This is a genomic window from Serratia sp. CY84636, assembly GCF_052166245.1.
Classification (GTDB): domain Bacteria; phylum Pseudomonadota; class Gammaproteobacteria; order Enterobacterales; family Enterobacteriaceae; genus Serratia; species Serratia nevei.
The window spans coordinates 182467-208417 of the sequence record NZ_JBJNOX010000011.1 but is presented as its reverse complement, the minus strand read 5'-3'; the positions used below and the strand labels follow the sequence as shown (position 1 = coordinate 208417).

Sequence of the window (25951 nt, the reverse complement as noted above, 5' to 3'; positions counted from 1 at the left end):
CCCGTTTATGCCCCACATTGTGACCGGTTGACTTGAAACCCCGGTTTTGATCCCCATAATAAGCCAAGTTGCGAGATTAATGCTAAAACGCGGAGATATTCATGAGTAGTAAAGAACAGAAGACGCCAAACGAGCAAGTCTCGGAAGAAATGGAACAACACGCTCATCACGATGATACGCTGCCGGAAGCGGCGGAAGGCGTCGATCTGCGCGATGCGCGTATCGCCGAACTGGAAGCCCAACTGGCGGAAGCGCAGCAGCACGAGCGTGACAGCCTGCTGCGCGCCAAAGCGGAAGCGGAAAACATCCGCCGCCGCGCTGAACTGGACGTCGAGAAAGCGCACAAGTTCGCCCTGGAGAAATTCTCCGGCGATCTGCTGCCGGTGATCGACAACCTGGAGCGCGCGCTGGATCTGGCGGATAAAAACAATCCTGAACTGGCCGCGATGATCGAAGGCATCGAGCTGACGCTGAAATCGCTGCTGGACGTGGTGCGCAAGTACGGCATCGAAATCGTCGGCGACGTCAACGTGCCGTTCAACCCGGAAGTGCATCAGGCGATGAGCATGATGGAATCCGCCGATCACCAACCGAACCACGTGATGATGGTGATGCAGAAAGGCTATACGCTGAACGGCCGCCTGCTGCGTCCGGCGATGGTTGCAGTCTCCAAAGCCAAGGCGTAATCGCCCCGGCAACGGCATAAAGAAAGGCACCCGAGGGTGCCTTTTTTGTTTCTGGGTTACGCCTGCGGCAGGCGCGGCATCCAGTCGATCGGCGTGAGCCCCTGCTGCTCCAGCAGCTGATTGGCCTGCGAGAAATGACGGCAGCCGAGGAAACCGCGGTGCGCGGAGAGCGGCGACGGGTGCGGCGCCTTCAGCACATGGTGGCGGTTGCGGTCGATAAAGTTGCCTTTCTTCTGTGCGTGCGAGCCCCACAGCAGGAACACCACGCCTTCACGGTTCTCGTTCAGGGCGGCGATCACCTTATCGGTAAAGGTTTCCCAGCCCAGGTTGGCGTGCGAGTGCGCGCGGCCGCCTTCCACCGTTAGCACGGTGTTGAGCAGCAGCACCCCCTGTTCAGCCCAGCTTTGCAGGTAGCCGTGATCCGGGCGTTCGAAGCCGGGAATGTCGGTCGCCAGCTCTTTATACATGTTCACCAGCGACGGCGGCGCCGGCACGCCGGGGCGCACCGAGAAAGAGAGGCCGTGCGCCTGATTGGGGCCGTGATACGGATCCTGGCCGAGGATGACGACCTTGACGTCCGCCAGCTCGGTATAGCGGAAAGCGTTGAACACGTCCTTCTGCGGTGGATAAATGGTCTTACCGGCCTGGCGTTCAGCGGCAACAAAGGCGAGCGTTTCAACAAAATAGAGCTGCTCTTTCTCTTTGCCGATCACGTCATGCCAGGTGAGGGAGGTGGCCATAAACGCTCTCCTTTGTTTTCTTTAGCAATTCATGGGCTATAGCTTACCGTTTCAGCACGCGCAGCGAAACCCGCTTTTCATTTCTCGCTGCCGTGCCTTATGCAATTATTTTTGAAAATTTACAAAAATAATTGGTTTTTGCCGCAGCGGGAAAATTGATATAAAACATAAATTTGCCCCTTCATGCCCTGTGCCTACCCGGTAAAAATTGACTTTAATCAAGGAACTGGCCCGGTCAGGCTGGTATACAGAACAACAAGACAACAATGGTTTTACCAAATGGCCGAAACCAGAATTGGGTTTTCTCACGACGTGAATTTTTACGCCCTTGTACGGAGGCAACATAATGATTACCGGTATTCAAATTACCAAAGCGAACGACCAGGCGCTGGTGAATTCTTTCTGGCTGCTGGACGATGAAAAAGCGGAAGCTCGCTGCGTGTGCGCCAAGGCCAACTACGCGGAAGATCAGGTTGTCGCGGTGAGCGACCTGGGCCAGATCGAATACCGTGAAGTGCCGCTGGAACTGCAGCCGACCGTGCGCGTGGAAGGCGGTCAGCACCTGAACGTCAACGTGCTGCGTCGCGAAACCCTGGAAGACGCGGTCAAGCACCCGGAAAAATACCCGCAGCTGACCATCCGCGTGTCCGGCTATGCGGTGCGTTTCAACTCCCTGACGCCGGAACAGCAGCGCGACGTTATCGCCCGCACCTTTACCGAAAGCCTGTAATTTGCGGCGCAGTCAATCAGGGAGCTTCGGCTCCCTTTCTGGCGTTTGGCGGCCGAAAACCGAACGTGGATCACATTCTGTACAAAGATAAGCATTTCTAATACAGAACTCATCCGACCTGCCGATAGCTAAATCAGCACCTATTCAGGTGCTCAATAAAAAGTCTATCGACAAGGAGTCGGCATGAGTATGCCTTTAAGTTTTACCTCTGCAGTATCCCCGGTGGCCGCGATCCCTACGCCTCGCGCCGCTGCCGAGACGGCGACGGCGGCGCAGCCCGCGGCAGCGCCGGCAAATCCGGCGCCGGTGGCCTCTCCCTCTCAGAACACGCTGAACGCGCAGAATCTGTTGAATACGCTGGTCGGCGATATCTCAGCGGCGGCACCGACGGCTGCGGCAGCGCCGGGCGTGACGCGGGGGCAGCAATCGCAGGAGGGGGATTATGCGTTGGCGCTGTTGGCCAAGGACGTTTACTCACTCACTGGCCAGGGTGCCGCCGGGTTCAACCGCCTGAGCGACAGCGCGCTGCTCGGTTTCGGCATCGATCCCGCCAGCCTGCACGACGTGGGCAGCGGTTTCCAGGCTGGGATTTACAGCAACGACAAGCAGTATGTGTTGGCGTTCGCCGGCACCAACGACTGGCGCGATTGGCTGAGCAACGTGCGGCAGGCGACGGGCTATGACGATGTGCAGTACAATCAGGCTGTTGCCGCTGCCAAAAGCGCCAAGGCGGCCTTCGGCGATGCGCTGGTGATCGCCGGCCATTCGCTTGGCGGCGGTCTGGCGGCCACGGCCGCGCTGGCGACCGGCACCGTCGCGGTCACCTTCAACGCGGCCGGGGTCTCGGATTACACCCTGAATCGCCTGGGCATCGATCCGGCGGCGGCGAAGAAAGATGCCGAAGCCGGCGGTATTCGCCGCTACAGCGAGCAATATGACATGCTGACCAGCACCCAGGAGTCGACCTCGCTGATCCCGGACGCCATCGGCCACAACATCACCCTGGCCAACAACGATACCCTGACCGGCATCGATGACTGGCGGCCGAGCAAGCATCTGGATCGCAGCCTGACGGCGCACGGCATCGACAAGGTGATAAGCTCGATGGCGGAACAAAAGCCGTGGGAGGCGAAGGCCAATGCCTGAAGGGCGTCGCTTGCGGCGGGCGCTGGCGATAGCCTTACTGGCGCTGGTCGCGGTGACCGGTTTACTGATGATGGCTAAGGAGCAACAGATGGGGCAGGAGATTTCGCCGTTTGACGGCCACAGCAATCTGGCGCTGGCTCAGGCGGTGGCGCGTGGCGATACCCAGGGTATCCATGCGCAGGCCACGCAGGATCGCTTGCGCGAACGGGGCGATCGGCAGGTCACGCTGTTGCAGTGGGCGGTGCTTTCGCAGCAGCCGGATAGCGTGCAGGCGTTGCTGGATCTCGGCGCCGACCCGGCGGCGGCGGGGCTGGACGGCAACAGCGCGCTGCACACCGCGGCGATGCTGCAAGACGCGCAGTACCTGCGGCTGTTGCTGGCCAAAGGGGCGCTGGTGAACGTGCGTAATGCCGTTACCGCCGCCACGCCGCTTGCGGCGGCGGTGCTGGCCGGGCGTGAAGAGCAACTGCGGATGTTGCTGGCGGCCGGGGCGGACACCACCTTGAGCGACCGGCTGGGGGATACCCCGCTGCATCTGGCGGCGAAGATTAACGCGCCGCACCTGGCGCTGCTGCTGTTGCAGGCCGGGGCCGATGCCCGGGCGCGCAACCAGCAGGGCGTCGCGTTCCAGTTTTATTTCTCGCAAACGCCGGCGCATTTGCAGAATGACGAACTGAAGGCGCAGTTCCGCGAACTGGATAAATGGCTGCAGGGGCACCGCCTGGCCACGCACTACGCGCAGCCGTAAACGCCCATAAAAAAACCGCCTGTACAGGCGGTTTTTTCTTAGGCAGCGGGGGTTATTCCGCGTCGCCGGCCGGTTTGGCCTTCGCCTGACGGCGTTTGCCGACGTTTTTGGCGTCGCGATGACGCACTTTTACCTTGGCCTTTTCTTTGTTCTTCGCTTTATCTTCCGCGCGTTTGGCCAGCACTTTCTTCGATGGCTTGCCGTTGCTCTTCTCGTTCGGCACCTTGGTTTTCGGCCGCAGCTCATCGATCACGCGCGCTTTCAGCGGCTCATTCAGGTAACGGCCCACTTTGCCCAGCAGCAGATGGTCGTGCGCTTCCACCAGCGAAATGGCGGTGCCTTTGCGCCCGGCGCGGCCGGTACGGCCGATGCGGTGCAGGTAGGTGTCCGCCGTGCGCGGCATGTCGAAGTTGAACACGTGGGTGATATCGAGGATATCCAGACCGCGTGCGGCAACGTCGGTGGCGACCAGCACGTTAACCCGGCCATCCATCATGCGTTTGACCGCTTCGTTGCGTTTGGCCTGCACCATTTCGCCTTCGAGATAGCAGGTGTTGATGCCCGCTTCGCGCAGCCAGGTGGCCAGTTCGTGCACGCGCTCGCGCTTGCGCACGAAGATCACCGATTTTTGCACGTCCGGCTGTTTCAGCAGGTGGATCAGCAGCGCGGTTTTGTGCTGCACGTCATCGGCGCGGTAGTACCACTGCAGGATCTTTTTGCGTTCGCGGCGCGACGGGTCGGCTTCCACTTCCACCGGCTCTTTCAGGATGCGCTCGGCGAATTCGCGGATCGCTTCGCCTTCCAGCGTGGCGGAGAACAGCAGCGTCTGGTTGCGCCAGCGGGTTTCGGCGGAGATGGTTTCGATGTCCTGCGCGAAGCCCATGTCAAGCATGCGGTCGGCTTCGTCGAGGATCAGGGTTTCCACCGCGCGGCAGTCGAAGTTCTCTTCTTTAATGTATTGCAGCAAACGGCCGGTGGTGGCGACCACCACGTCCTGGTTTTCGCTGAACACTTCCGCGTGGTTCATGTAAGCGACGCCGCCGGTGATGGTGGCGATATCCAGCGAGGTATGAGCAGCCAATTCACGCGCCTGATCGGCGACCTGCATCGCCAGTTCACGCGTTGGCGTCAGGATCAGTACGCGCGGCGGGCCGGATTTTTTGCGTGGAAAGTCCAGCAGGTGCTGCAACACGGGCAGCAGGAAGGCGGCGGTTTTGCCGGTGCCGGTCGGAGCCGAACCTAAGACGTCGCGCCCGTCCATCGCCGGCGGGATCGCAGCGGCCTGAATGGCGGTGGGGCGATCGTAGCCTTTGTCGCGCAGCGCGTCGATCAGGCGATCATCGAGTTCGAGTTCGGAAAAAGTGGTTGCTGTCATGGTCTACCTCTACTTGGGGCGCCGATTATAGACGGGTTGGCCGCGATCTTCACCTATTTAAGCGGAAAGCCGCTCTTTTCCCGTCGATCAGATTGCCTTATGCTACGCCAGTTTTATAGCCAGGTGGTGAGTGTGAGCAAGCGATCGAAAGCCGATTTTACCCCGCGCCGCGGGGGTTTTACCTTTAAACAATTCTTTGTCGCCCACGATCGTTGCGCCATGAAAGTGGGCACCGACGGGGTGCTGCTCGGCGCCTGGGCGCCGCTGGGGCAGGCGCGCCGGGTGCTGGACATCGGCAGCGGCAGCGGGCTGATCGCGCTGATGCTGGCGCAGCGCAGCGGCGACGAAGTGACCATTGACGCGGTGGAGCTGGATGAAGCCGCCGCCGGCCAGGCGCGCGAAAATGCGGCGGAGTCGCCGTGGCCGCAGCGCATCCGCGTGCATGCGCAGGATATTCACCATTATGCGCAGCAGCATGCCGCTGAGTATGATCTGATCGTCAGTAATCCGCCTTATTTCGAGCCGGCGGTGGCCTGCCGCGACCAGGCGCGCCACAACGCGCGTTACACCGAAACCCTGACGCACGATGCGCTGTTGGCCTGTGCGGCACAGCTGTTGGCGGAACAGGGAACGTTCTGCGTGGTGCTGCCGCACGACATCGGCGCCGAATTCGAACGTCTGGCGCAGCAAAGCGGCTGGCAGACGGCGGCGAAGGTGAACGTCAGCGATCGGGCCGATACGCCGCTGCACCGGGTGCTGCTGGCGCTGACGCGGCGGGAAACGCCGCTGCGGGAGCAGGCGCTGGCGATCAAGCAGGCCGATGGCAGCTATACCGAGGATTTCCGCCGGCTGATCGCCGACTTCTACCTGTTCTACTGAAAAGAAAAGGGCGCCGATTAGGCGCCCTGTCGCAGAGTTTAAGGCTGTAAAATGGTCGGCAGCGCTTCCGGCAGCAGATCCGGATAGTCCAGCGTGTAGTGCAGGCCGCGGCTCTCTTTGCGCGCCATGGCGCTGCGCACGATAAGCTCGGCCACCTGCACCAGATTGCGCAGCTCCAGCAGGTTGTTGGAGATGCGGAAGTGAGCGTAGTACTCGTCGATTTCCGCCTGCAGCGTGTTGATGCGGCGCAGGGCGCGTTCCAACCGCTTGGTGGTGCGCACGATGCCGACGTAATCCCACATGAACAGCCGCAGCTCGTGCCAGTTGTGCTGAATCACCACCCGTTCGTCCGCATCGTCCACCCGGCTTTCATCCCAGTGCGGCACCTGTTTGGCCTGCTGAATGAACGGCAGGCGCTGCAGAATGTCTTCCGCCGCCGACCAACCGTACACCAGGCACTCCAGCAGCGAATTCGACGCCATGCGGTTGGCGCCGTGCAGGCCGGTATAGCTGACCTCGCCGATGGCGTACAGCCCGTCGAGATCGGTGCGGCCGTGCTGATCGACCATTACGCCGCCGCAGGTGTAGTGCGCCGCCGGGACGATCGGGATCGGTTGCCGGGTCAGATCGAAGCCCAGCGTCAGCAGCTTCTCGTGGATCATCGGGAAGTGCTGGGTGATGAACTCCGCCGGCTTGTGGCTGATGTCCAGGTACATGCAGTCGGCGCCCAGGCGCTTCATTTCATGGTCGATGGCGCGAGCGACGATATCGCGCGGGGCCAGTTCGCCGCGCGGGTCAAAATCGGGCATAAAGCGGCTGCCGTCCGGGCGCTTCAGGTAAGCCCCTTCGCCGCGCAGCGCTTCGGTCAGCAGGAAGTTGCGCGCCTGAGGATGGAACAGGCAGGTCGGGTGGAACTGGTTGAACTCCAGGTTGGCGACCCGGCAGCCGGCGCGCCAGGCCATGGCGATGCCGTCGCCGGAGGAGATGTCCGGGTTGGTGGTGTATTGGTATACCTTGGCCGCGCCGCCGGTGGCCAACACCACCGTTTTGGCGCGGTAGGTTTCCACCCGCTCCAGCTCGCGGTTCCAGACGTAAGCGCCCACCACTCGGCGGGTGCCCGGCAGGCCGATTTTGTTCGAGGTAATCAGGTCAACCGCGTTGCGGCGCTCCATCACGCAAATATTGGGGTGAGCGCTTGCTTTCCCCACCAGCGTGGTCTCTACTTCCTTACCGGTAGCGTCCGCGGCGTGCAGAATGCGGCGATGGCTGTGGCCGCCTTCGCGCGTGAGGTGATAATGCTCCTCGCCCTGCGCGTTGACCTCGGTGTCGAACAGCACGCCCTGATCGATCAGCCACTGCACGCAGTGGCGCGCGTTGCCGGCGATGAATTCGACGGCCTCTTTGTCGCACAGGCCGGCGCCGGCAATCAAAGTGTCATCAACGTGTGAGGCAATGCTGTCCGTCTCATCGAACACCGCGGCGATCCCGCCCTGGGCGTAAAAGGTGGCCCCCTCGCTGAGCGGCCCCTTGCTGAGAACGGTAACCTTGCAATACTGCGCCAGGCGCAGCGCCAGTGACAGGCCCGCAGCGCCGCTGCCGACGATCAGTACATCGCTAACATGTTCAGATGATGGTTGCATAACGTATGATGTGTGCAGAAGAAGAGTGAATTTCATGTTAGCCTAACTGTCCGGGCAAAAGCCACGGATAGGGCGACATCAACAGAAAAAACAATGGCGATATGGAACTTCGTGTTCTATATGAACTCCAAGCGAGTGCTTGCTCAGGAAAATAATGTATGGCTGGCAGTACAATTTTACGCGTGGAGACGGATTTGGGGAGAGTTTACCTCGGATGAGCGAGCAGTTAACGGATCAAGTTCTGGTCGAGCGGGTCCAAAAGGGCGATCAGAAATCGTTTAACCTACTGGTAGTGCGCTATCAGCATAAGGTGGCGAGTCTCGTTTCCCGCTATGTGCCGCAGGGCGATGTGCCCGATGTGGTGCAGGAGTCGTTTATCAAGGCCTATCGCGCACTGGAATCGTTCCGTGGCGACAGCGCTTTTTATACCTGGTTGTATCGAATCGCCGTGAACACGGCAAAGAATTATCTGGTTGCTCAGGGGCGCCGTCCGCCATCCAGTGATGTGGACGCTAACGATGCGGAAAATTACGAAAGTGCGGGCGCACTGAAAGAAATTTCGAACCCTGAGAACTTAATGTTGTCAGAAGAGCTGAGACAGATAGTTTTCCGTACCATTGAGTCGCTCCCTGAGGATCTTCGCATGGCGATTACCCTGCGGGAGTTGGATGGTCTAAGCTACGAAGAGATAGCTGCCATCATGGATTGCCCGGTCGGAACCGTACGTTCGCGTATTTTCCGCGCCCGGGAAGCTATCGATAATAAAGTTCAACCGCTGATCCAGCGTTAGCAATGGCGGGCACAGGAAGGGTACTTAGGCATGCAGAAAGAAAAGCTTTCCGCTCTGATGGATGGTGAATCGTTCGACAGCGAGCTGTTGAGTTCTCTGTCGCAAGATCGAACGCTTCAACAAAGCTGGCAGAGCTATCACCTGATACGTGACACACTGCGAGGTGATGTCGGGCAAGTGATGCATCTCGACATCGCCGATCGCGTAGCCGCTGCACTTGAGAAAGAACCCGCCCGGCTGGTGCCTTCTGCCGTTCAGGAATCTCAGCCGCAGCCTCACACCTGGCAGAAAATGCCGTTCTGGGACAAAGTGCGTCCTTGGGCGAGCCAGATTACGCAAATCGGTATGGCGGCCTGCGTGTCGCTGGCGGTGATCGTCGGCGTACAGCACTATAATCAACCTGCTGCGTCATCGAACGCGTCCGAATCGCCGGCCTTTACCACGCTGCCGATCATGGGCCAGGCCTCACCGGTCAGCCTGGGCGTCCCGGCCGACAGCTTCTCCACCGGCAGCGGCCAACAGCAGCAGGTGCAGGAACAGCGCAAGCGTATCAACGCCATGCTGCAGGACTATGAACTGCAACGTCGCCTGCATTCGGATCAGCTGCAGCTTGAACAAAGCAACCCGCAACAGGCTGCCATTCAGGTTCCCGGAACTCAGTCTTTAGGAATGCAACAGCAGTAATGAAGCAAATCTGGTTCTCCGTTTGTTTATTGACGGGCAGCCTGCTCTATTCCAGCATCGCCCCGGCGCAGCCAACTGCGTCCGGGGCGTTATTGCAACAGATGAGCAGCGCCAGCCGTTCTCTCAATTACGAGCTCGCCTACATCAGCATCAGCAAGCAGGGAATCGAGTCGTTGCGCTATCGCCATGCGGTGATCGGCAACGTGCCGCTCGGCCAGCTGTTGCATATGGACGGCCCGCGCCGCGAAGTATTGCAGCGCGGCGGCGGGATCAGCTACTTCGAGCCTGGCCTGGAGCCGTTCACGCTCACCGGCGATCACATCGTCGATGCGCTGCCGGCGATCGTCTATGCCGATTTCACCCGTCTGGCCAAGTACTACGACTTCATCTCCGTGGGCAGCACCCGCATCGCCGATCGGCCGTGTGAAGTGCTGCGCGTGGTGGCGCGCGACGGTTCCCGCTACAGCTACATCGTCTGGATGGACGAGGACACCAAGCTGCCGCTGCGGGTGGATCTGCTCGATCGCGACGGCGAAACGCTGGAGCAATATCGGGTGATCTCCTTCGCGGTCGGCGCTGACGTGCAGGGCGCGATGCAGGGGCTGCTCAAAGCCAACCTGCCGCCGCTGCTGTCGCTGCCGGCGGTGGAAAACGTCCAGCTCAGCTGGAGCACCGGCTGGCTGCCGGCCGGGGTGGACGAGGTGGCGCGCAATCGCCGCAAATTGCCGAATGTCGCCGTGCCGGTCGAATCCCGGCTTTACAGCGACGGTCTGTTCAGCTTCTCGGTCAACGTCAGCCCGGCGGGCAGCGGAGCCGGGCAGCAATACTATCGTCAGGGGCGCCGCACCATTCAGACCGAAGTACGCGCGGGCAACGAAATCACTATCGTGGGCGAATTGCCGCCGGCTACGGCCAAGCGCATCGCCGACAGCATTTCTTTCAAGGTATCGCCGTAATGATGAAAGAGTGGGCCACGGTGGTTTCGTGGCAACAGGGCGTAGCGCTGCTGCGCTGTGAACCCAAAGCCGGCTGCGGCAGCTGTACCGCGCGCTCCGGCTGCGGCGCGCGCGCGTTGAACGAGCTGGTGCCGGAAACCGAGCATCAGCTGCAGGTGCATATCGATCAGCCGCTCGAACCGGGGCAGCGCGTCGAGGTTGGCATTGCGGAGGGCAGCCTGCTGCGCTCCGCAATGCTGGTTTACCTGACGCCGCTGCTGGGCATGATGCTGGGCGGCACCTTGCTGCAATATTGTTTCGGCAGCGACGCCTCGGCGGCAGTCGGCGCCGTGCTGGGCGGCGGGGCGGCCTTTATGCTGGCGCGCCGGTTGGCCCGGCGTCTGGGCGAGCAGGCCGATTACCAGCCGGTGGTGCTGCAGATTGGGCTGCCGCCTACCGCGATGCGCATGCAGGCGGAAAACTCCCCGCTGATTTAAACCGACGGCCGCGTCATCGCCGGGTTGTGATAGGCGGGGATGCGGTTGTGGATCATATGCTCCAACAGCGCGATGAACAGATCGGCGCTGAGCAGCGAATCGTAGTTAATCGCGAACAGCACATTTCCCTGGCCGTCGAGCAAACGGATGCCGAGCTGCGGATGGTTTTCCACCGTGCGGATCTGCTCGAGCGGCACGTTTCCCCGTTCCGTGGCCAGCAAGGTGGCGCTTAGCCGCAGCGTTTCGGTCGGCGTACCTTGCCGTTTGCCCAGCAGCAGCTGCCACAGCCAGCGTGCGTCGCCTTCAACGGTGTGAAACGGCACCACCTCCCCCTGATAGAGCGCATTCAATGCCAGCGGCCCGCGCTGCTGCAGCTGTTGGTCAACGATCACGTCCGCCAGCCGCCACGAATGGGCGACGTTGCTGAAAACCGTACACCAGGGCTGATCCGCGCCGGCGCGGAACGCCGTGACGTCAAACAGCCCGCCAAAAGCTTTGCCGCCGCGAAAGCGATAGATGTCGCCGATTTTCTCAAACGGGATGAAGCGCTCTTTGTGATGGTGGCCGTCAAAGACCCGCACGCCATGCTCGTACAGGCGATAGGTCAGCGTCGGGCGCAGATAGTGCCGCAGCGCCAGCAGCGTACAGCCGAGTAAAACCGTGCCCGCGCCGGCCTGCAACAGCGTGATGACTTCACTCTCATCAATGCTGCTCAGCAGCGGCAGCACCAACAGCGCGGCTCCCACGCTAAACAGCAGCGCCGCCGCCGCCAGAATGCCCCAGTTGACCTTCGAAAAATCGTGCCGGCTCAGCATTTGCCCTTTATCGATCATATGCACCTTCCAATCAACGTACGCAGATATGCTGCTGAACCCCGGTGGGCTGCCGATGTAGTGCCCGGAATAATGTTTTGTCGCGGAGTTCATGCCCTTTCTATCCGAGGGGCGGTGGTGGCGTATATGGGGTTTTTCCTAAAGGAAGAGGGGCGAAATGGAATTCTAAGAGGTTGATCCAAATATTCTTTTCTTATAATTTCGGAGAGGGTTTATTGCGCTGCGGCCGGTTATGTATTAGCGCCGGAGTTTGACGGCCACGGAGCACCTGCAAGCCTTGGGTTCAGGCCGTATCGTCCGCGTTAACATCTGTTTTCACCCGCCGGGGTGCCCTGTAACATTTAGCTGCGCATAATAGAATGCCTTCACTGCACCGATCGCTAGGTTTTCAGTGGTGTGGCATGTAGAATGCAGCGATTCAGGTGCAAGACGGCCTAACCCATTCACTGTCGCTTTAGGTCCATGCGGGTTTCTATAGGCGAGTAATTCAGAAATACCAAGGCAGAAAAACTTTTATAATGAAGCATATACGAAATTTCTCCATTATTGCCCATATTGACCACGGTAAGTCGACGCTGTCTGACCGCATTATCCAAATCTGCGGTGGCTTGTCCGACCGTGAAATGGCCGCGCAGGTGCTCGATTCCATGGATCTGGAGCGCGAGCGCGGCATCACCATCAAAGCGCAGAGCGTGACGCTGGATTATAAGGCGCTGGATGGGCAGACCTATCAACTCAACTTTATCGACACCCCCGGCCACGTTGACTTCTCCTATGAAGTTTCCCGCTCGCTGGCGGCCTGCGAAGGCGCGCTGCTGGTGGTGGACGCCGGTCAGGGCGTAGAAGCCCAGACGCTGGCCAACTGCTACACCGCGATCGAAATGGATCTGGAAGTGGTGCCGGTACTGAACAAGATTGACCTGCCGGCCGCCGATCCGGATCGCGCCGCACAGGAAATCGAAGACATCGTCGGCATCGACGCTACCGATGCGGTGCGCTGCTCGGCCAAAACCGGCGTCGGCGTGCCCGACGTGCTGGAGCGCCTGGTGCGCGATATCCCGCCGCCGCAGGGCGATCCGGATGCGCCGCTGCAGGCGCTGATCATCGACTCCTGGTTCGATAACTACCTGGGCGTCGTGTCTCTGGTGCGCGTCAAGAACGGCACGCTGCGCAAGGGCGACAAGATCAAGGTCATGAGCACCGGCCAGGTGTACAACGCCGATCGCCTGGGCATCTTCACGCCGAAGCAGGTCGATCGCGACGTGCTGAACTGCGGCGAAGTGGGCTGGCTGGTCTGCGCGATCAAAGACATCCTCGGCGCGCCGGTGGGCGATACCCTGACGCAGGCGCGTCAGCCGGCGGATAAAGCGCTGCCGGGCTTCAAGAAAGTGAAGCCGCAGGTGTACGCCGGTCTGTTCCCGATCAGCTCCGACGACTATGAATCCTTCCGCGATGCGCTGGGCAAACTGAGCCTCAACGACGCCTCCCTGTTCTACGAGCCGGAAAGCTCCACCGCGCTGGGCTTCGGCTTCCGCTGCGGCTTCCTCGGCCTGCTGCACATGGAGATCATTCAGGAGCGTCTGGAGCGTGAATACGATCTGGATCTGATCACCACCGCGCCGACGGTCGTCTACGAAGTGGAAACCACCGGCAAAGAAGTGATCTACGTCGACAGCCCGTCCAAGCTGCCGCCGTTGAACAATATCCAGGAACTGCGCGAGCCGATCGCCGAATGCCACATGCTGATGCCGCAGGAATACCTGGGCAACGTCATCACCCTGTGCGTTGAGAAGCGCGGCGTGCAGACCAACATGGTCTACCACGGCAACCAGGTGGCGTTGACCTATGAAATCCCGATGGCGGAAGTGGTGCTCGACTTCTTCGACCGCCTGAAGTCCACGTCGCGCGGCTATGCGTCGCTGGATTACAACTTCAAGCGCTTCCAGGCCTCCGACATGGTGCGCGTGGACGTGCTGATCAACAACGAGCGCGTGGATGCGCTGGCGCTGATCACTCACCGCGACAACTCGCAGTACCGCGGCCGTGAATTGGTGGAGAAGATGAAAGATCTGATCCCGCGTCAGCAGTTCGACATCGCGATTCAGGCGGCGATCGGCACGCACATCATCGCGCGCTCCACCGTGAAGCAGCTGCGTAAAAACGTGCTGGCGAAATGCTACGGCGGTGACGTCAGCCGTAAGAAAAAGCTGCTGCAGAAACAGAAAGACGGTAAGAAGCGCATGAAACAGGTCGGCAACGTCGAGCTGCCGCAGGAAGCGTTCCTGGCCATTCTGCACGTCGGTAAAGACGGCAAGTAACCGCGACGAGTTCGCGAAACGAGGGAGTTTGCATGGCGAATATGTTTGCCCTGATCCTGGCGTTGGCCACCTTGGTCACCGGGATCATCTGGTGCTTCGAGCGCTTTAAATGGGCGCCGGCCCGCCGCGCGAAGATCGCGGCGGTCAACGAGCAGACCGCGGGCGCCGTAGACGATAAAACGCTGGCGAAAGTGGCGAAGCAGCCTGGTTGGGTAGAGACTGGCGCATCGGTGTTCCCGGTGCTGTTGCTGGTCTTTGTGGTGCGTTCGTTTATTTACGAACCGTTCCAGATCCCGTCCGGCTCAATGATGCCGACGCTGTTGATTGGCGATTTCATTCTGGTGGAGAAATATGCCTACGGCATTAAAGATCCGATTACCCAGACCACGCTCATTGAAACCGGCCATCCGAAGCGCGGCGATATTGCGGTATTTAAATATCCGCTGGATCCGAAGCTCGATTATATCAAGCGCGTAATTGGCCTGCCGGGCGATCGTATTACTTACGATCCGGTGAATAAGCGCGTTACGGTGCAGCCGTCCTGCAACAGCGGGCAGTCCTGCGATACCGCGCTGGCGGTGACCTACGCGGACGCCCAGCCGAGCGACTTCGTGCAGCTGTTCAGCCGCAGTGGCATGGGCGAGGCCAGCAACGGCTTCTACCAAATCCCGCTGAACGACAACGTGCCGCAGGGCGGCATTCGTCTGCGCGAGCGTCAGGAGAGCCTGGGCAACGTGACCCACCGCATCCTGACCGTGCCGGGCACGCAGGATCAGGTGGGCGCTTACTACCAACAGCCGGGCAAACCGCTGGCGGAGTGGGTGGTGCCGGCCGGGCATTACTTCATGATGGGCGACAACCGCGACAACAGCGCGGACAGCCGCTACTGGGGCTTTGTGCCGGAGAAGAATCTGGTGGGTAAAGCCACGGCCATCTGGATGAGCTTTGAAAAGCAGGAAGGTGAGTGGCCTACCGGCGTGCGTTTCAGCCGGATCGGCGGCATTCATTAATCGCTGACTTATTCTCTGTCTATTTCACGCCGCAGCCTACTGCGGCGTGAAAGATTAAGGGGATATAAACACAGCATTATGTTTCCACTCGTTGTAGAATACTTTCTCGAGCGATAAAAAGTTGGCTCCTGCTGGGAGCCACTGCAAACGAAACAGCTTTGGATCGGCTTTCGGCGAAGCAGGCCTGTTCCGTATGCTGCAAGTTTTTGACGCATTCTTGATCTATTGGTAACTCATGAACCCCATCGTAATAAACAGGCTGCAGCGGAAGCTGGGCTACACTTTTCAACAGCAGGAGCTTTTACTGCAGGCTTTGACTCACCGCAGCGCCAGCAGTAAACACAATGAACGTCTTGAGTTTCTGGGTGACTCGATTCTGAGCTTTGTCATCGCCAATGCGCTCTATCACCGCTTTCCTCGCGTAGACGAGGGCGATATGAGCCGCATGCGTGCCACGCTGGTGCGCGGCAACACGCTGGCGGAGATGGCGCGCGAGTTTGACCTGGGCGAATGTCTGCGGCTGGGGCCGGGTGAATTGAAAAGTGGTGGGTTCCGCCGCGAGTCAATCCTGGCGGATACGGTGGAGGCATTGATCGGCGGCGTGTTCCTGGACAGCGACATCCAGACCGTCGAGCGTCTGATTTTGGACTGGTATCGCAGCCGGTTGGATGAAATCAGCCCCGGTGATAAGCAGAAAGACCCGAAAACCCGTTTGCAGGAGTTTTTGCAGGGGCGTCATCTGCCGTTGCCTTCTTATTTGGTGGTGCAGGTTCGCGGTGAAGCGCACGACCAAGAGTTTACCATCCACTGCCAGGTGAGTGGTTTGAGCGAGCCCGTGGTGGGCACCGGCTCGAGCCGCCGTAAAGCCGAGCAGGCGGCAGCGGAACAAGCGCTGAAAAAGCTGGAGCTTGAATGAGCGAAGTAAAACAACACTGCGGGTTTATCGCCATCGTCGGCCGCCCGAACGTGGGCAAATCGACGTTGCTGAACCAACTGCTGGGGCAGAAGGTTTCCATTACGTCGCGTAAGCCGCAGACGACCCGTCACCGTATCATGGGCATCGATACCGATGGCGCCTATCAGGCGATCTACGTCGATACCCCAGGGCTGCACATCGAAGAAAAACGCGCCATCAACCGCTTGATGAATCGCGCGGCCAGCAGCTCGATCGGCGACGTCGAACTGGTGATCTTCGTGGTCGAAGGCACCAACTGGACCGCCGACGACGAAATGGTGGTCAACAAGCTGCGCAGCCTGCGCTGCCCGGTATTGCTGGCGATCAACAAGGTTGATAACGTCACCGACAAATCCAAGCTGTTGCCGCACATCGCGTTCCTCAGCCAGCAGATGAACTTCCTCGACGTGGTGCCTATCTCCGCCGAGAAAGGGATGAACGTCGACACCATCGCCGGCATCGTGCGCAAGCTGCTGCCGGAAGCGGAACACCACTTCCCGGAAGACTACATCACCGATCGCTCCCAGCGCTTTATGGCGTCTGAGATCATCCGCGAGAAGCTGATGCGTTTCCTGGGCGAAGAGCTGCCGTATTCGGTGACGGTGGAAATCGAACAGTTCGTGGCTAACGATCGCGGCGGCTACGATGTGCACGGCCTGATCCTGGTCGAGCGCGAAGGCCAGAAGAAAATGGTCATCGGCAACAAAGGCGCCAAGATCAAAACCATCGGCATCGAAGCGCGCCAGGACATGGAACAGATGTTCGACGCCAAAGTGCATCTCGAGCTGTGGGTGAAAGTGAAATCCGGTTGGGCGGACGACGAACGTGCGCTGCGCAGCCTGGGCTATGTTGACGATCTGAAGTAACGATCCGTGGACGGCTGGGAGCGCGCTTTCGTCCTGCATGGACGGCCGTACAGTGAAACCAGTCTGATGCTGGATCTGTTTACCGAAGGTCATGGGCGGGTGCGCTTGCTGGCGAAAGGCGCGCGCAGCCGCCGTTCCAATCTGAAGGGTTGCCTGCAACCCTTTACCCCCCTGTTAGTGCGCTGGGGCGGCCGCGGCGAAGTGAAAACGCTGCGCAACGCCGAAGCGGTCTCCCTCGGTTTACCCCTCAGCGGCATGATGCTTTACAGCGGCCTGTACGTGAACGAACTGCTGGCGCGCGTGCTGGAGCAGGAAACCAACTACTCGGTGCTGTTCTTCGACTATCTGCAATGCCTGCAGGCGCTGGCGGCGGAAGACAGCTCGCCGGAGCAGGCGCTGCGTCAGTTCGAACTGGCCTTGCTGCACCACCTGGGCTACGGCCTCGATTTCCTGCACTGCGCCGGCAGCGGCCTGCCGGTGGATGATGCCATGACCTATCGTTACCGCGAAGAGAAAGGCTTTATCGCCAGCCTGGTGGTGGATCATTACAGCTTCACCGGGCGCGAACTGCGCGCGCTGGCGGAGCGTCAGTTTCCCGATGCCGAGACGCTGCGCGCCGCCAAGCGTTTCACCCGTATGGCGCTGAAACCCTACCTCGGCGGCAAGCCGTTGAAGAGCCGCGAACTGTTCCGCCAGTTCGTGCGCAAACAGCCGAATACGCCGGTCGACGACGCCTGACCTTTTCCCCTTTTGCCGCCCTGCGCCCGCGTGTAAACTGCTGGCACTGAAAATCGTATTTAGAGGTTGTCATGGCTGATTTGCTGCTGGGCGTCAATATCGATCACATCGCCACGTTACGTAACGCGCGCGGAACCCAATACCCGGATCCGGTTCAGGCGGCATTCATTGCCGAACAGGCGGGGGCCGACGGCATTACCGTGCATCTGCGCGAAGACCGCCGCCACATCACCGACCGCGACGTGCGCCTGCTGCGCCAGACCATCCAGACGCGCATGAATCTGGAGATGGCGGTGACCGACGAGATGCTGGATATCGCCATTGAGCTGAAGCCGCACTTCTGCTGCCTGGTGCCGGAAAAGCGTGAAGAAGTGACCACCGAAGGCGGCCTGGACGTCGCCGGCCAGCTGGACAAAATGAGCGTGGCGGTTGAGCGCCTGGCGCAGGCGGGCATTTTGGTCTCGCTGTTCATCGATCCCGATCATCGCCAGATCGACGCGGCGGTGGCGGTGGGCGCTCCTTATATCGAGATCCACACCGGTGCCTACGCCGAAGCCCAGGGCGAGCTGGCGGTACAGGCCGAGCTGCGCCGCATCGCGGTAGCCGCCGCCTACGCGGCCGAGAAGGGGCTGAAGGTCAATGCCGGCCACGGCCTGACCTACCACAACGTGCAGCCGATTGCCGCGCTGCCGGAAATGCACGAGCTGAACATCGGCCATGCGATTATCGGCCAGGCGGTGATGTGCGGGCTGCCGGCCGCGGTTGCCGACATGAAAGTGCTGATGCGGGAAGCGCGCCGGTAATGGCGGTGCTCGGGCTGGGTACCGACATCGTCGAGATGGCGCGTATCGAAGCGGTGGTGGAGCGCAGCGGCGATCGTCTGGCGCGCCGCGTGCTGAGCGACGCCGAGTGGGCGCTGTATCAGCAGCACCAGCAGCCGATTCGCTTTCTGGCCAAACGTTTCGCCGTGAAAGAGGCCGCTGCCAAGGCGTTCGGCACCGGCATTCGCAACGGCCTGGCGTTCAATCAGTTCGAAGTGTTCAACGATGCGTTGGGCAAGCCGAATATTCGTTTGCACGGCCGCGCCGCCGAGCTGGCCGGGGAGATGGGGGTCGCCGCGATCCACGTTTCGCTGGCCGACGAACGGCGCTACGCCTGCGCGACGGTGATCGTCGAAAGCTGAAAATAGAAAGGGCGCCTGTGGCGCCCTTGTCAGTCCTGCGGCGGATTAAATGCGATCGGCGTGGTGGAGCACCACAAACTTGTCCCACAGCTGTTCGTTGCTCTCGCGATGCTGCGGATCGGTGATGATGGTGTTGTCGATCGGGCAAACCTGCTGGCAGGTCGGCGTATCATAATGGCCGATGCACTCGGTGCAGCGATCGGTATCGATCTGATAAATCTCATCGCCCATCGAAATCGCCTGGTTCGGGCATTCCGGCTCGCACATGTCGCAGTTGATGCATTTCTTGGTAATCAGCAGTGCCATTGTCAGTTATCTTTCCATCGGTGTGCTCGGGCTGGCGCGCAATCTATCATAGAATCGCCGCGCGGCGGGCGTTTTTTCGTCATCTTACCGCTTAGGGTAACTCAGGTGGGTCGTCAGTCAACTGATCGAAATCAACCCTTCTCTGCCCGTCAAACACCCAGCGCTTATCGGTATCCGCCATACGCATCGTAGGCATCACCTCCGGATGGGCAACCGGTATTCCCGCCTCTTGAGCAAACAATCCGATAAAATCGAACGCGCTCAAGGGATCATCAATGATCTGGTGCTGTTGGTCGCGATCGCTCAGCACCAGCAACGGCACCTGGTAATTCTGCCGGGTATCGCTGCTGTGACGCAGAGAACGTATGCCGCCGATATCCTTATGGGAAAGACCGTGATCGGAGAAATAGAACAGTTTAAACGGCGCACCGGTCCGTTTCAGACTTTGATAAACCTGCTCGATAAAACGATCGGTCTTGCGATAGGTAGAGAGGTAGCAGGCCAGCTCCTTATTCGGCGACTCGACGCTCGGCGGTTCGCCGTTAAGCCGCTCGCAAAAGTCGGCGTGCGAGCCCATCAGATGCAGCACATACAGGTTGCCTTGCCCCTGGCGGCTCAATAGTTGGTCAAATATCGGCAGCAGCGCATCATCATCGGTGTTGCGCGATTGATAGTCGCCTTTCTTCAGGAAGTAATGGTTATCGCTGAACATGGCGATTTTTGATACCGGCGTATCGAATTGCCCGAACATGCCCTGATTGGACAGCCAGTGGGTATTGAGGCCGGCGGCTTTTGCCAGGGTGATGATATTATCCCCGAGGGCAATGTTGTGGCCGTTGCTTAAAGCCAGCGTGCGGGGGAGCGATTCGAACGTATTCGGCGCGGTGGAAATATAATTACTGTAAAACCGTCCCTTGGCATTATCCAGAAACGGTGTAGTGGACACCGGATAACCAAATAAGGACATATGATCCCTGCGCATACTTTCGCCGACGATAATGACATAGTTCTCATTCGTTGGTGCGCTTGCGGTTATTGACCAAGTGTCCGGTGCTGAAGCGCCGGCACTTAATTCATCAACCTGCTGTTGGTATTGATGGTAAGCTGAGTAGATGGATAAAAAGAAGTCAGGCAATTTAAGATTCGCCACGCCGCCATTGAAGGTTCTGACGATAATGATAACCATGAGCAGGGCTAGCATGGGAAGTATGGTTTGTTTTGAAATGGCTTGCCGCCAAATAAATAGGCTGAGAATGGCCAGCATAACCAGAATGGCGGCAGGCAGCAGATAACAACTGGTCGGCAGGGTCTGCAAGAACTCCGTCGCTTCTATGAGGTTGGTTTGCAACAGGGCGGACATCACGGCAGCGGAAGGGGGGCCGTAAATAGCTCCGACCGGCGCATACAACGCACACAGCAGAATAAACGGAATGATCAGGCCGTATCGGGTAACCGAATGGATAGATAATAATAGTAAAATAAGTGCAATAAAAAGAATATCAATGCCTTTTCCACCGCTGTATCCCATCGCCTTGATTAGAATCAATGCAGTAATGACATAGAGCAAAAAGGCACGCAGAATCGGATGAGTCACGGAATATCGCAACTTATCTAAAATAACAGTGTGTGTATTCATAATGGTATCGTTAAATAATGCTGTCCATGCACGCTCAATTGTTGATCGATAATTGAGCAGGTCACCGCCCGTACATTACTTTTCGAATGCAAAGAAGGGAAATAATTGAACTGGCGGCGTTTTATCGGCCGCCATTATACGCCTCAAACCAACTTTTTCATTAACTGTTCGCTGTGCTTGATGCGGTCGCGGGCATGATCGAGATCGTGTTGGATCAGCGCCATAAACAGCAGATCGGTGAGAGCGTACTGGGCCGTGCTGGAAGAGATGGCCGCGCTGCGGGTGTGGGGCTCTTCGGCGATGGTATAGAGGCAGTGGTCCGCGCGCTGCTGCAGGCCGTTGGGAGAGAAGCTGGTCAGCGCCAACACCCTGGCGCCGGCCTGGCGCGCCTCTTCCGCCGCCAGATTGATTTCACGCCGTTCGCCGCTGAAGGAGATAGCCAGCAGCAGATCGCGCTTATCCAGCGCCTGCACCGCCGCCAGCTGAACGTGCATGTCCGCTTCGGCCACTGCCATCACGCCGATTTTCAGCAGTTTGAAGGAAAAATCCTTGGCCACCAACCCGGAAGCGCCGATGCCGATCAGCATCACCCGGCGCGCCTGACGCAGCATGTCCAGCGCCTGATGCAGCCGCTCTTCGCTGTTGATGTCCAGCGTCGCGCGCAGCGCCGCCTGCTTTTCCGCCAGCAGTTTTTCACCGACGATTTTCAGCGTGTCGCTGCTGAGGATGTGGTTGTGAACGGTCACGACCGGCTCGGCCTGCGGCTGGGCCAGCGTCTCGCTCAGCGCCAGCTTCAACGCCGGGAAACCTTTATAGCCCAGCTTTTGGGCGAACTTCACCACGCTCGACTGGCTGATGCCGGCCAGCTGGGCCAGCTTTTGCGAGCTGAGATGGCGCGCCTGCTCGGCGTTGTTCAGCAAAAAATCCGCCAGCTTGCGGTCGTTTTGCGCCAGTGTCGGATACATCTGGCGAATGCGCAGAAGGGTACTCATTGATCTTTCCCTGGAAACCAGCGGCCATTTTGCCACGCAGGCGGCGAAAACGCGCGGTGAAAATTTTTGTGAGCTCGTCGTTAAAATAGCAAATAGCGCTCGCTTTGTTGAATAAAATATTCAAATATTGATTTAATTTTGTGAATTAAAAATTCAAAGGTGAACAGATGAACTTGGGCGCACTGGTATCGGAAACCCGCAACCCGGCCACCATGAGGCTGGATGAGATGTCGACGCTGGAGATGGTCCGCTGCTTTAACCAGGAAGACCGCAAGGTGCCGGAGGCGATCGAAAAGGTGCTGCCGGCGATCGCGCAGGCGGTCGATTTGGCGGCGGCGGCGTTGAAGGTTGGTGGGCGGCTGATTTATTTGGGCGCCGGCACCAGCGGCCGCCTGGGCGTGCTGGATGCTTCCGAGTGCCCGCCGACCTTCGGTGTGCCGCACGGCGTGGTGGTGGGGCTGATCGCCGGCGGGCCGGGCGCGCTGCTTAAAGCGGTGGAGGGGGCGGAAGACGACGAAGCTTTGGGCGAAGCCGATCTCCGGGCGCTTAACCTCACCGCCGTCGATATGGTGGTGGGGTTGGCGGCCTCCGGGCGCACGCCTTATGTGATTGGCGCACTGCGCTATGCGCGCGGGCTGGGCTGCCCGACGGCGGCCATCTCCTGCAACCCGGATTCGCCGATCGCGCACGAAGCGCAGGTGGCGATCTCGCCGGTGGTGGGGCCGGAGGCTCTGACCGGCTCGACGCGTCTGAAATCCGGCACTGCGCAGAAGCTGGTGCTCAACATGCTGTCGACCGGCGCGATGGTCAAGCTGGGCAAGGTCTACCAGAACCTGATGGTGGACGTGAAGGCCACCAACGTCAAACTGGTGGATCGCGCCTGCCGCATCGTGGTGGAGGCCACCGGCGCCGAACGCGCTCAGGCGGAGGCGGCGCTGGCGCAGACCGGCTTCGAAGTCAAACCGGCGATCCTGATGCTTTTGGCCGGCGTCAGCGCCGAAGAGGCACAGCAGCGGCTGCAGCGGCACGACGGCTACCTGCGCGCGGCGCTGGCGCGTTAATTCACGGTGGGGGCGGCGATGGACAAGACAACGGCATTGGCGACACAGATCCTGGCGGGCGTGGGGGGCGAGGGTAATATCCTCAAACTGGAGAACTGCATGACGCGGGTGCGCGTCGAGGTCAGCGACGAACAGCGCCTGGATCTGGCCGCCCTCAGGCAGCTGCCCGGCGTGAAGGGCTATATCAAACAGGGTGAGCAGCATCAGTTTATCGTTGGCCCAGGCGCCGCCGCCAAAGTGGTGGATGCCATGCGCGAATTGCTGAGCGGAAGCGCGCAGCCCGTCGTCGCCGTCGGTGACGCGGCCCGCACCAAGGCGCAGGCTAAGCAAAAATACGCTGCGCCGATGAGCGGCGCGCTGAAAAAACTGGCCGATGTCTTTATTCCGCTGATCCCGGCGTTTATCGCCTCGGGCCTGATCACCGGCATCATCAACCTGCTGAAACGGCCTGACATCGCCGGCCAGCTGGCGGTGGACTACCCGAACGTGCTGGGGCTGTTGGCGATCTTCGGCAGCGCGGTGTTCGCCATCATGAACATTTTGGTCGGGGTCAACGCCGCGCGGGTATTCGGCGGCTCTCAGGCAATGGGCGGCGTGATGGCCGGCATTCTCTCCAGCCCGGCGCTGGCGCAGATTACCTTGTTCGGCGAGGCGTTGCAGCCGGGGCGCGGCGGGGTGATCGCCGTGCTGCTGGTGGTAGCGTTTATGTGCTGGGTGGAGAAACGCCTGCGCACGCTGCTGCCGGAATCGGTCGAACTGATCCTTAACCCACTGCTGACCACGCTGGTCACCGCCTCGCTGGCGATCCTGATTTTGCAGCCGATCGGCGGCATTATCTCCGACGCCATCGCCCACGGCGCCAATCTGGCGATCGACAAGGGCGGGCTGCTGGTGGGAGCGCTGCTCTCGGGGCTGTTCCTGCCGCTGGTGCTCTCGGGTCTGCATCAGGGGCTGGTGCCGATCCACGTCGAGCTGGTGCAGGCGCACGGTTCCAACCCGCTGCTGCCGATCCTGGCGATGGCCGGCGTCGGGCAGGTGGGGGCGGCGCTGGCGGTGCTGTTGAAAACCCGCAATGCGCGGCTGAAAAAGGTGATCAAAGGGGCGTTGCCGGTCGGCATTCTCGGCATCGGCGAGCCGCTGATCTTCGGGGTGACGCTGCCGCTGGGCCGGCCGTTTATCGGCGCCTGCCTCGGCGGTGCGGTTGGCGGAGCGCTGATCAGCTACTGGAAGGTGGCGACGGTGATCACCTTCGGCATTTCGGGGCTGCCTTTGGCGTTGACCATCGTCTCAGGTAAGGTGATGTTGTATCTGGCGGGGATGCTGATTACGATTATCGCCGGTTTTCTCTTCACCTGGATGATGGGGTTCAACGATCCCGAGGAGTAGCGTTTGAGCGACAAGCAGCAACAACCGGCCGCAGAGGGGCGCCGCGTGGTCTTTTTCGATCTGGACGGCACCCTGCATCAGGAGGATATGTTCGGCAGTTTCTTACGTTTTCTGCTGCGCCGCTTACCGCTGAACCTGTTGCTGGTGATACCGCTGCTGCTGCCGATCGGTCTGGCGCTGCTGCTGCTGGGGCGCGCCGCGCGTTGGCCGATGAGCCTGCTGCTGTGGGCGATCACTTTTGGGCGTTCCGAAACGACGCTAAAGGCGCTGGAGCGGCAGTTTATCGAGGCCTTTCGTCAGAAGGTGACCGCATTTCCGGTGGTGCAAATGCGGCTGCGGCAGTACCTGGAGGAGCACGATGCCGAAGTGTGGCTGATTACCGGCTCGCCGGAGCGGCTGGTGGAGCAGGTGTATCGCGATTCGGCGTTTCTGCCGCGGGTGCGGTTGATCGGCAGCCGCATCACGCGCCGCTGCGGTGGCTGGGTCTTGACCCTGCGCTGTCTGGGGGCCCAGAAAGTGGTGCAGCTGGAGCAGCGGCTCGGTGCGCCGCTGAAGCTGTACAGCGGTTACAGCGACAGCAAGCAGGATAATCCGCTGCTGTTCTTTTGTGAGCACCGCTGGCGGGTAAGCAAGCAGGGCGAGCTGCAACAGCTGGAATAAACCAAGGGCGGAAGATTCCGCCCTTTCTGCTTTTATCGGCAGCGCGATCAGTCGCCGGTCACGTCGTGCGGCTTGCGCCCCAGCTGCCAAATCTTCTCCGCATAATGCCCCAGCGCCCACAGGCTCAGGCCGAGCAGCACGAAGAAAACCGCCTTCGGCATGCTGTCCCAGAAAAACTCGAACAGACGGGTATAAAGGTTAATGCCGAGGAAGGTCAGCCCGAAGCCGCGCAGCATGGCGTCGTCATGCTTCAACCCCAGCCAGATGGCGGCGAGGGCAGCCAGCCCGAACAGCAGGCTCCAGTGGAACAGCTCGATCTGGCGCGCGCTGTACCAGCTGTCGAGATCGCCGTAGTTGCCGAAGATAGACAGCAGCCACAGGGCGATAAACAGGTACAGCAGGCCCATCGCCAGCGACACCCGCTGCAGGCCGCGTTGCGCCAACAGCGGCCGCAACAGCAGCGCGGCGGCGATCAGCACCGCACCAAAGGCGATAAAGCGAATCGGGTAGCTCATGCCGAGCCAGTAGGCGCCCCAGCCGGACAGGTAGCCGGTCTCGGCGCCGAAGGCGTTGCCGAGCGACAGCAGGGCGAACCACCACACCAGCCCGGAGCGGCTGAACCAGCCGATCGCGCCGTACAGCAGCGCGGCGAACAGCAGCAGCACGGAAACCCGGCCGCTGCCGTTATCCAGCCAGACCCCCAGCTGCCATAAGGCGCAGGCGGTAAGCAACACGGCGACAAACAGTGCGGCCTCATTGCCGTAGCGTTTTTCCGGGTGGCGCCGGCGGCGACGCAGCGCCCAGACGTAGGCCAGTGCCGCCAGTACGCCGGCGATCGCCATGCGCACCGGCGCGTCGAAGCGGAACAGCCCGCTGAGCCATGCAAGCAGTTCGCTGTCGGCGAACAGGCTGGTGACGGCGATCAGCAGCGAGGCCAGCGCGGCGAGAAACGCATAGCGCGCCAGCCGCCGCCAGTCGAAAGGCTGCACGGCCACATGCTGCAGCAGTTGCTGCCGTTGTTCGGGCGTCAAGGCGCCTTCTCCCACCCAACCGTCCAGCGCCTTGCGCACCACGACCGCGTTCTTTTTACTGAGTTTCATGCTTCTGGTCCCTGAATCACACGCTGATTCGGCCAGTATAGCCATTGGCGGGTGGCT

At 60.2% G+C, this 25951-nt stretch carries 27 protein-coding genes; 19 read left to right on the top strand and 8 right to left on the bottom strand.

From position 1 onward, the window contains the following. Window positions 1-101: 101 nt before the first annotated feature. The gene (gene grpE, locus ACJ8QI_RS22325; RefSeq protein ID WP_025303955.1) at window positions 102-686 is read left to right on the top strand and encodes a nucleotide exchange factor GrpE; all 585 of its coding nucleotides are present in this window, start codon (window positions 102-104) and stop codon (window positions 684-686) included. 56 nt (window positions 687-742) lie between these two features. On the opposite strand, the gene ung is transcribed toward grpE, so the two are convergent. Beyond that, entirely contained in the window at window positions 743-1426 is a 684-nt protein-coding gene (gene ung, locus ACJ8QI_RS22320) for a uracil-DNA glycosylase (RefSeq protein WP_442533106.1), read from the bottom strand. A 346-nt stretch (window positions 1427-1772) separates the two neighbouring features. Here ung and grcA point away from each other — a divergent pair, with 346 nt between their 5' ends. From grcA to ACJ8QI_RS22305, 3 genes are all read left to right on the top strand, one after another. Beyond that, entirely contained in the window at window positions 1773-2156 is a 384-nt protein-coding gene (gene grcA / locus ACJ8QI_RS22315) for an autonomous glycyl radical cofactor GrcA (RefSeq protein WP_063990610.1), read from the top strand. Window positions 2157-2339: 183 nt separating this feature from the next. Then, complete coding sequence (locus ACJ8QI_RS22310; RefSeq protein WP_141959979.1) at window positions 2340-3302, top strand: DUF2974 domain-containing protein; 963 nt, start codon at window positions 2340-2342, stop codon at window positions 3300-3302. Continuing rightward, window positions 3295-4050, top strand: a complete 756-nt coding sequence (locus ACJ8QI_RS22305) for an ankyrin repeat domain-containing protein (protein ID WP_442533105.1) — start codon at window positions 3295-3297, stop codon at window positions 4048-4050. Before ACJ8QI_RS22310 ends, ACJ8QI_RS22305 begins: the two co-directional genes overlap by 8 nt. 52 nt (window positions 4051-4102) lie before the next feature. Here ACJ8QI_RS22305 and srmB read toward each other — a convergent pair whose 3' ends face one another. Further along, entirely contained in the window at window positions 4103-5425 is a 1323-nt protein-coding gene (srmB, locus tag ACJ8QI_RS22300) for an ATP-dependent RNA helicase SrmB (RefSeq protein ID WP_016929798.1), read from the bottom strand. A 99-nt stretch (window positions 5426-5524) separates the two neighbouring features. On the opposite strand from srmB, the gene trmN reads away from it, so the two are divergent. Next, window positions 5525-6304: a tRNA(1)(Val) (adenine(37)-N(6))-methyltransferase TrmN gene (gene trmN, locus ACJ8QI_RS22295; protein WP_049200774.1), complete on the top strand. Its 780-nt coding sequence runs from the start codon at window positions 5525-5527 to the stop codon at window positions 6302-6304. Window positions 6305-6342: 38 nt separating this feature from the next. Here the strand turns inward: trmN and nadB are convergent, their stop codons facing one another. After that, complete coding sequence (nadB, locus tag ACJ8QI_RS22290) at window positions 6343-7944, bottom strand: L-aspartate oxidase (RefSeq protein ID WP_442533104.1); 1602 nt, start codon at window positions 7942-7944, stop codon at window positions 6343-6345. A gap of 214 nt (window positions 7945-8158) precedes the next feature. On the opposite strand from nadB, the gene rpoE reads away from it, so the two are divergent. Genes rpoE through rseC form a run of 4 tightly spaced genes read left to right on the top strand, consistent with a single transcriptional unit; the run spans window position 8159 to window position 10850 of the window. Then, window positions 8159-8734 (top strand): RNA polymerase sigma factor RpoE, encoded by a 576-nt coding sequence (rpoE, locus tag ACJ8QI_RS22285; protein WP_004929136.1) that lies wholly within the window; start codon window positions 8159-8161, stop codon window positions 8732-8734. A 30-nt stretch (window positions 8735-8764) separates the two neighbouring features. After that, window positions 8765-9418, top strand: coding sequence for an anti-sigma-E factor RseA (gene rseA, locus ACJ8QI_RS22280; protein ID WP_049200771.1), 654 nt, complete (start codon window positions 8765-8767; stop codon window positions 9416-9418). Continuing rightward, the gene (gene rseB / locus ACJ8QI_RS22275) at window positions 9418-10374 is read left to right on the top strand and encodes a sigma-E factor regulatory protein RseB (protein ID WP_025303948.1); all 957 of its coding nucleotides are present in this window, start codon (window positions 9418-9420) and stop codon (window positions 10372-10374) included. The genes rseA and rseB overlap by 1 nt, the downstream gene beginning before the upstream one ends. Then, on the top strand, window positions 10374-10850 hold the full coding sequence (gene rseC, locus ACJ8QI_RS22270; RefSeq protein WP_004929144.1) for a SoxR-reducing system protein RseC: 477 nt from the start codon (window positions 10374-10376) through the stop codon (window positions 10848-10850). Before rseB ends, rseC begins: the two co-directional genes overlap by 1 nt. Here the strand turns inward: rseC and ACJ8QI_RS22265 are convergent. After that, on the bottom strand, window positions 10847-11683 hold the full coding sequence (locus ACJ8QI_RS22265; protein ID WP_442533103.1) for a hypothetical protein: 837 nt from the start codon (window positions 11681-11683) through the stop codon (window positions 10847-10849). The genes rseC and ACJ8QI_RS22265 overlap by 4 nt on opposite strands. Before the next feature lie 518 nt (window positions 11684-12201). Between ACJ8QI_RS22265 and lepA the strand changes: the two genes are divergently transcribed. From lepA to acpS, 7 genes are all read left to right on the top strand, one after another. Next, entirely contained in the window at window positions 12202-14001 is a 1800-nt protein-coding gene (gene lepA / locus ACJ8QI_RS22260) for a translation elongation factor 4 (protein WP_033648940.1), read from the top strand. 32 nt (window positions 14002-14033) lie between these two features. Beyond that, complete coding sequence (gene lepB / locus ACJ8QI_RS22255) at window positions 14034-15011, top strand: signal peptidase I (RefSeq protein ID WP_033644122.1); 978 nt, start codon at window positions 14034-14036, stop codon at window positions 15009-15011. A 235-nt stretch (window positions 15012-15246) separates the two neighbouring features. After that, entirely contained in the window at window positions 15247-15927 is a 681-nt protein-coding gene (gene rnc / locus ACJ8QI_RS22250) for a ribonuclease III (RefSeq protein ID WP_004929158.1), read from the top strand. Further along, window positions 15924-16832: a GTPase Era gene (gene era / locus ACJ8QI_RS22245; protein WP_004929162.1), complete on the top strand. Its 909-nt coding sequence runs from the start codon at window positions 15924-15926 to the stop codon at window positions 16830-16832. The genes rnc and era overlap by 4 nt, the downstream gene beginning before the upstream one ends. 6 nt (window positions 16833-16838) lie before the next feature. Beyond that, a complete protein-coding gene (recO, locus tag ACJ8QI_RS22240) occupies window positions 16839-17570 on the top strand; it encodes a DNA repair protein RecO (protein ID WP_004929165.1) in 732 nt (243 codons plus the stop codon). A 71-nt stretch (window positions 17571-17641) separates the two neighbouring features. Then, window positions 17642-18373: a pyridoxine 5'-phosphate synthase gene (pdxJ, locus tag ACJ8QI_RS22235; protein WP_047730060.1), complete on the top strand. Its 732-nt coding sequence runs from the start codon at window positions 17642-17644 to the stop codon at window positions 18371-18373. Further along, complete coding sequence (acpS, locus tag ACJ8QI_RS22230; protein ID WP_019452319.1) at window positions 18373-18753, top strand: holo-ACP synthase; 381 nt, start codon at window positions 18373-18375, stop codon at window positions 18751-18753. Before pdxJ ends, acpS begins: the two co-directional genes overlap by 1 nt. 45 nt (window positions 18754-18798) lie before the next feature. On the opposite strand, the gene ACJ8QI_RS22225 is transcribed toward acpS, so the two are convergent. From ACJ8QI_RS22225 to ACJ8QI_RS22215, 3 genes are all read right to left on the bottom strand, one after another. Next, complete coding sequence (locus ACJ8QI_RS22225) at window positions 18799-19059, bottom strand: YfhL family 4Fe-4S dicluster ferredoxin (RefSeq protein ID WP_060441116.1); 261 nt, start codon at window positions 19057-19059, stop codon at window positions 18799-18801. Window positions 19060-19150: 91 nt separating this feature from the next. Next, complete coding sequence (locus tag ACJ8QI_RS22220) at window positions 19151-20695, bottom strand: phosphoethanolamine transferase (protein WP_442533102.1); 1545 nt, start codon at window positions 20693-20695, stop codon at window positions 19151-19153. Window positions 20696-20838: 143 nt separating this feature from the next. Then, window positions 20839-21687, bottom strand: a complete 849-nt coding sequence (locus ACJ8QI_RS22215; protein WP_141967166.1) for a MurR/RpiR family transcriptional regulator — start codon at window positions 21685-21687, stop codon at window positions 20839-20841. Between the two features lie 167 nt (window positions 21688-21854). Here ACJ8QI_RS22215 and murQ point away from each other — a divergent pair, with 167 nt between their 5' ends. Genes murQ through yfhb form a run of 3 tightly spaced genes read left to right on the top strand, consistent with a single transcriptional unit; the run spans window position 21855 to window position 24794 of the window. Next, complete coding sequence (gene murQ, locus ACJ8QI_RS22210) at window positions 21855-22748, top strand: N-acetylmuramic acid 6-phosphate etherase (RefSeq protein ID WP_060425045.1); 894 nt, start codon at window positions 21855-21857, stop codon at window positions 22746-22748. Window positions 22749-22766: 18 nt separating this feature from the next. Next, window positions 22767-24134: a PTS transporter subunit EIIC gene (locus ACJ8QI_RS22205; protein ID WP_442533101.1), complete on the top strand. Its 1368-nt coding sequence runs from the start codon at window positions 22767-22769 to the stop codon at window positions 24132-24134. 3 nt (window positions 24135-24137) lie between these two features. Continuing rightward, a complete protein-coding gene (gene yfhb, locus ACJ8QI_RS22200) occupies window positions 24138-24794 on the top strand; it encodes a phosphatidylglycerophosphatase C (protein WP_049272836.1) in 657 nt (218 codons plus the stop codon). Window positions 24795-24841: 47 nt separating this feature from the next. Here the strand turns inward: yfhb and ACJ8QI_RS22195 are convergent, their stop codons facing one another. Further along, window positions 24842-25894 (bottom strand): DUF2157 domain-containing protein, encoded by a 1053-nt coding sequence (locus ACJ8QI_RS22195; protein ID WP_442533100.1) that lies wholly within the window; start codon window positions 25892-25894, stop codon window positions 24842-24844. Window positions 25895-25951: the final 57 nt, after the last annotated feature.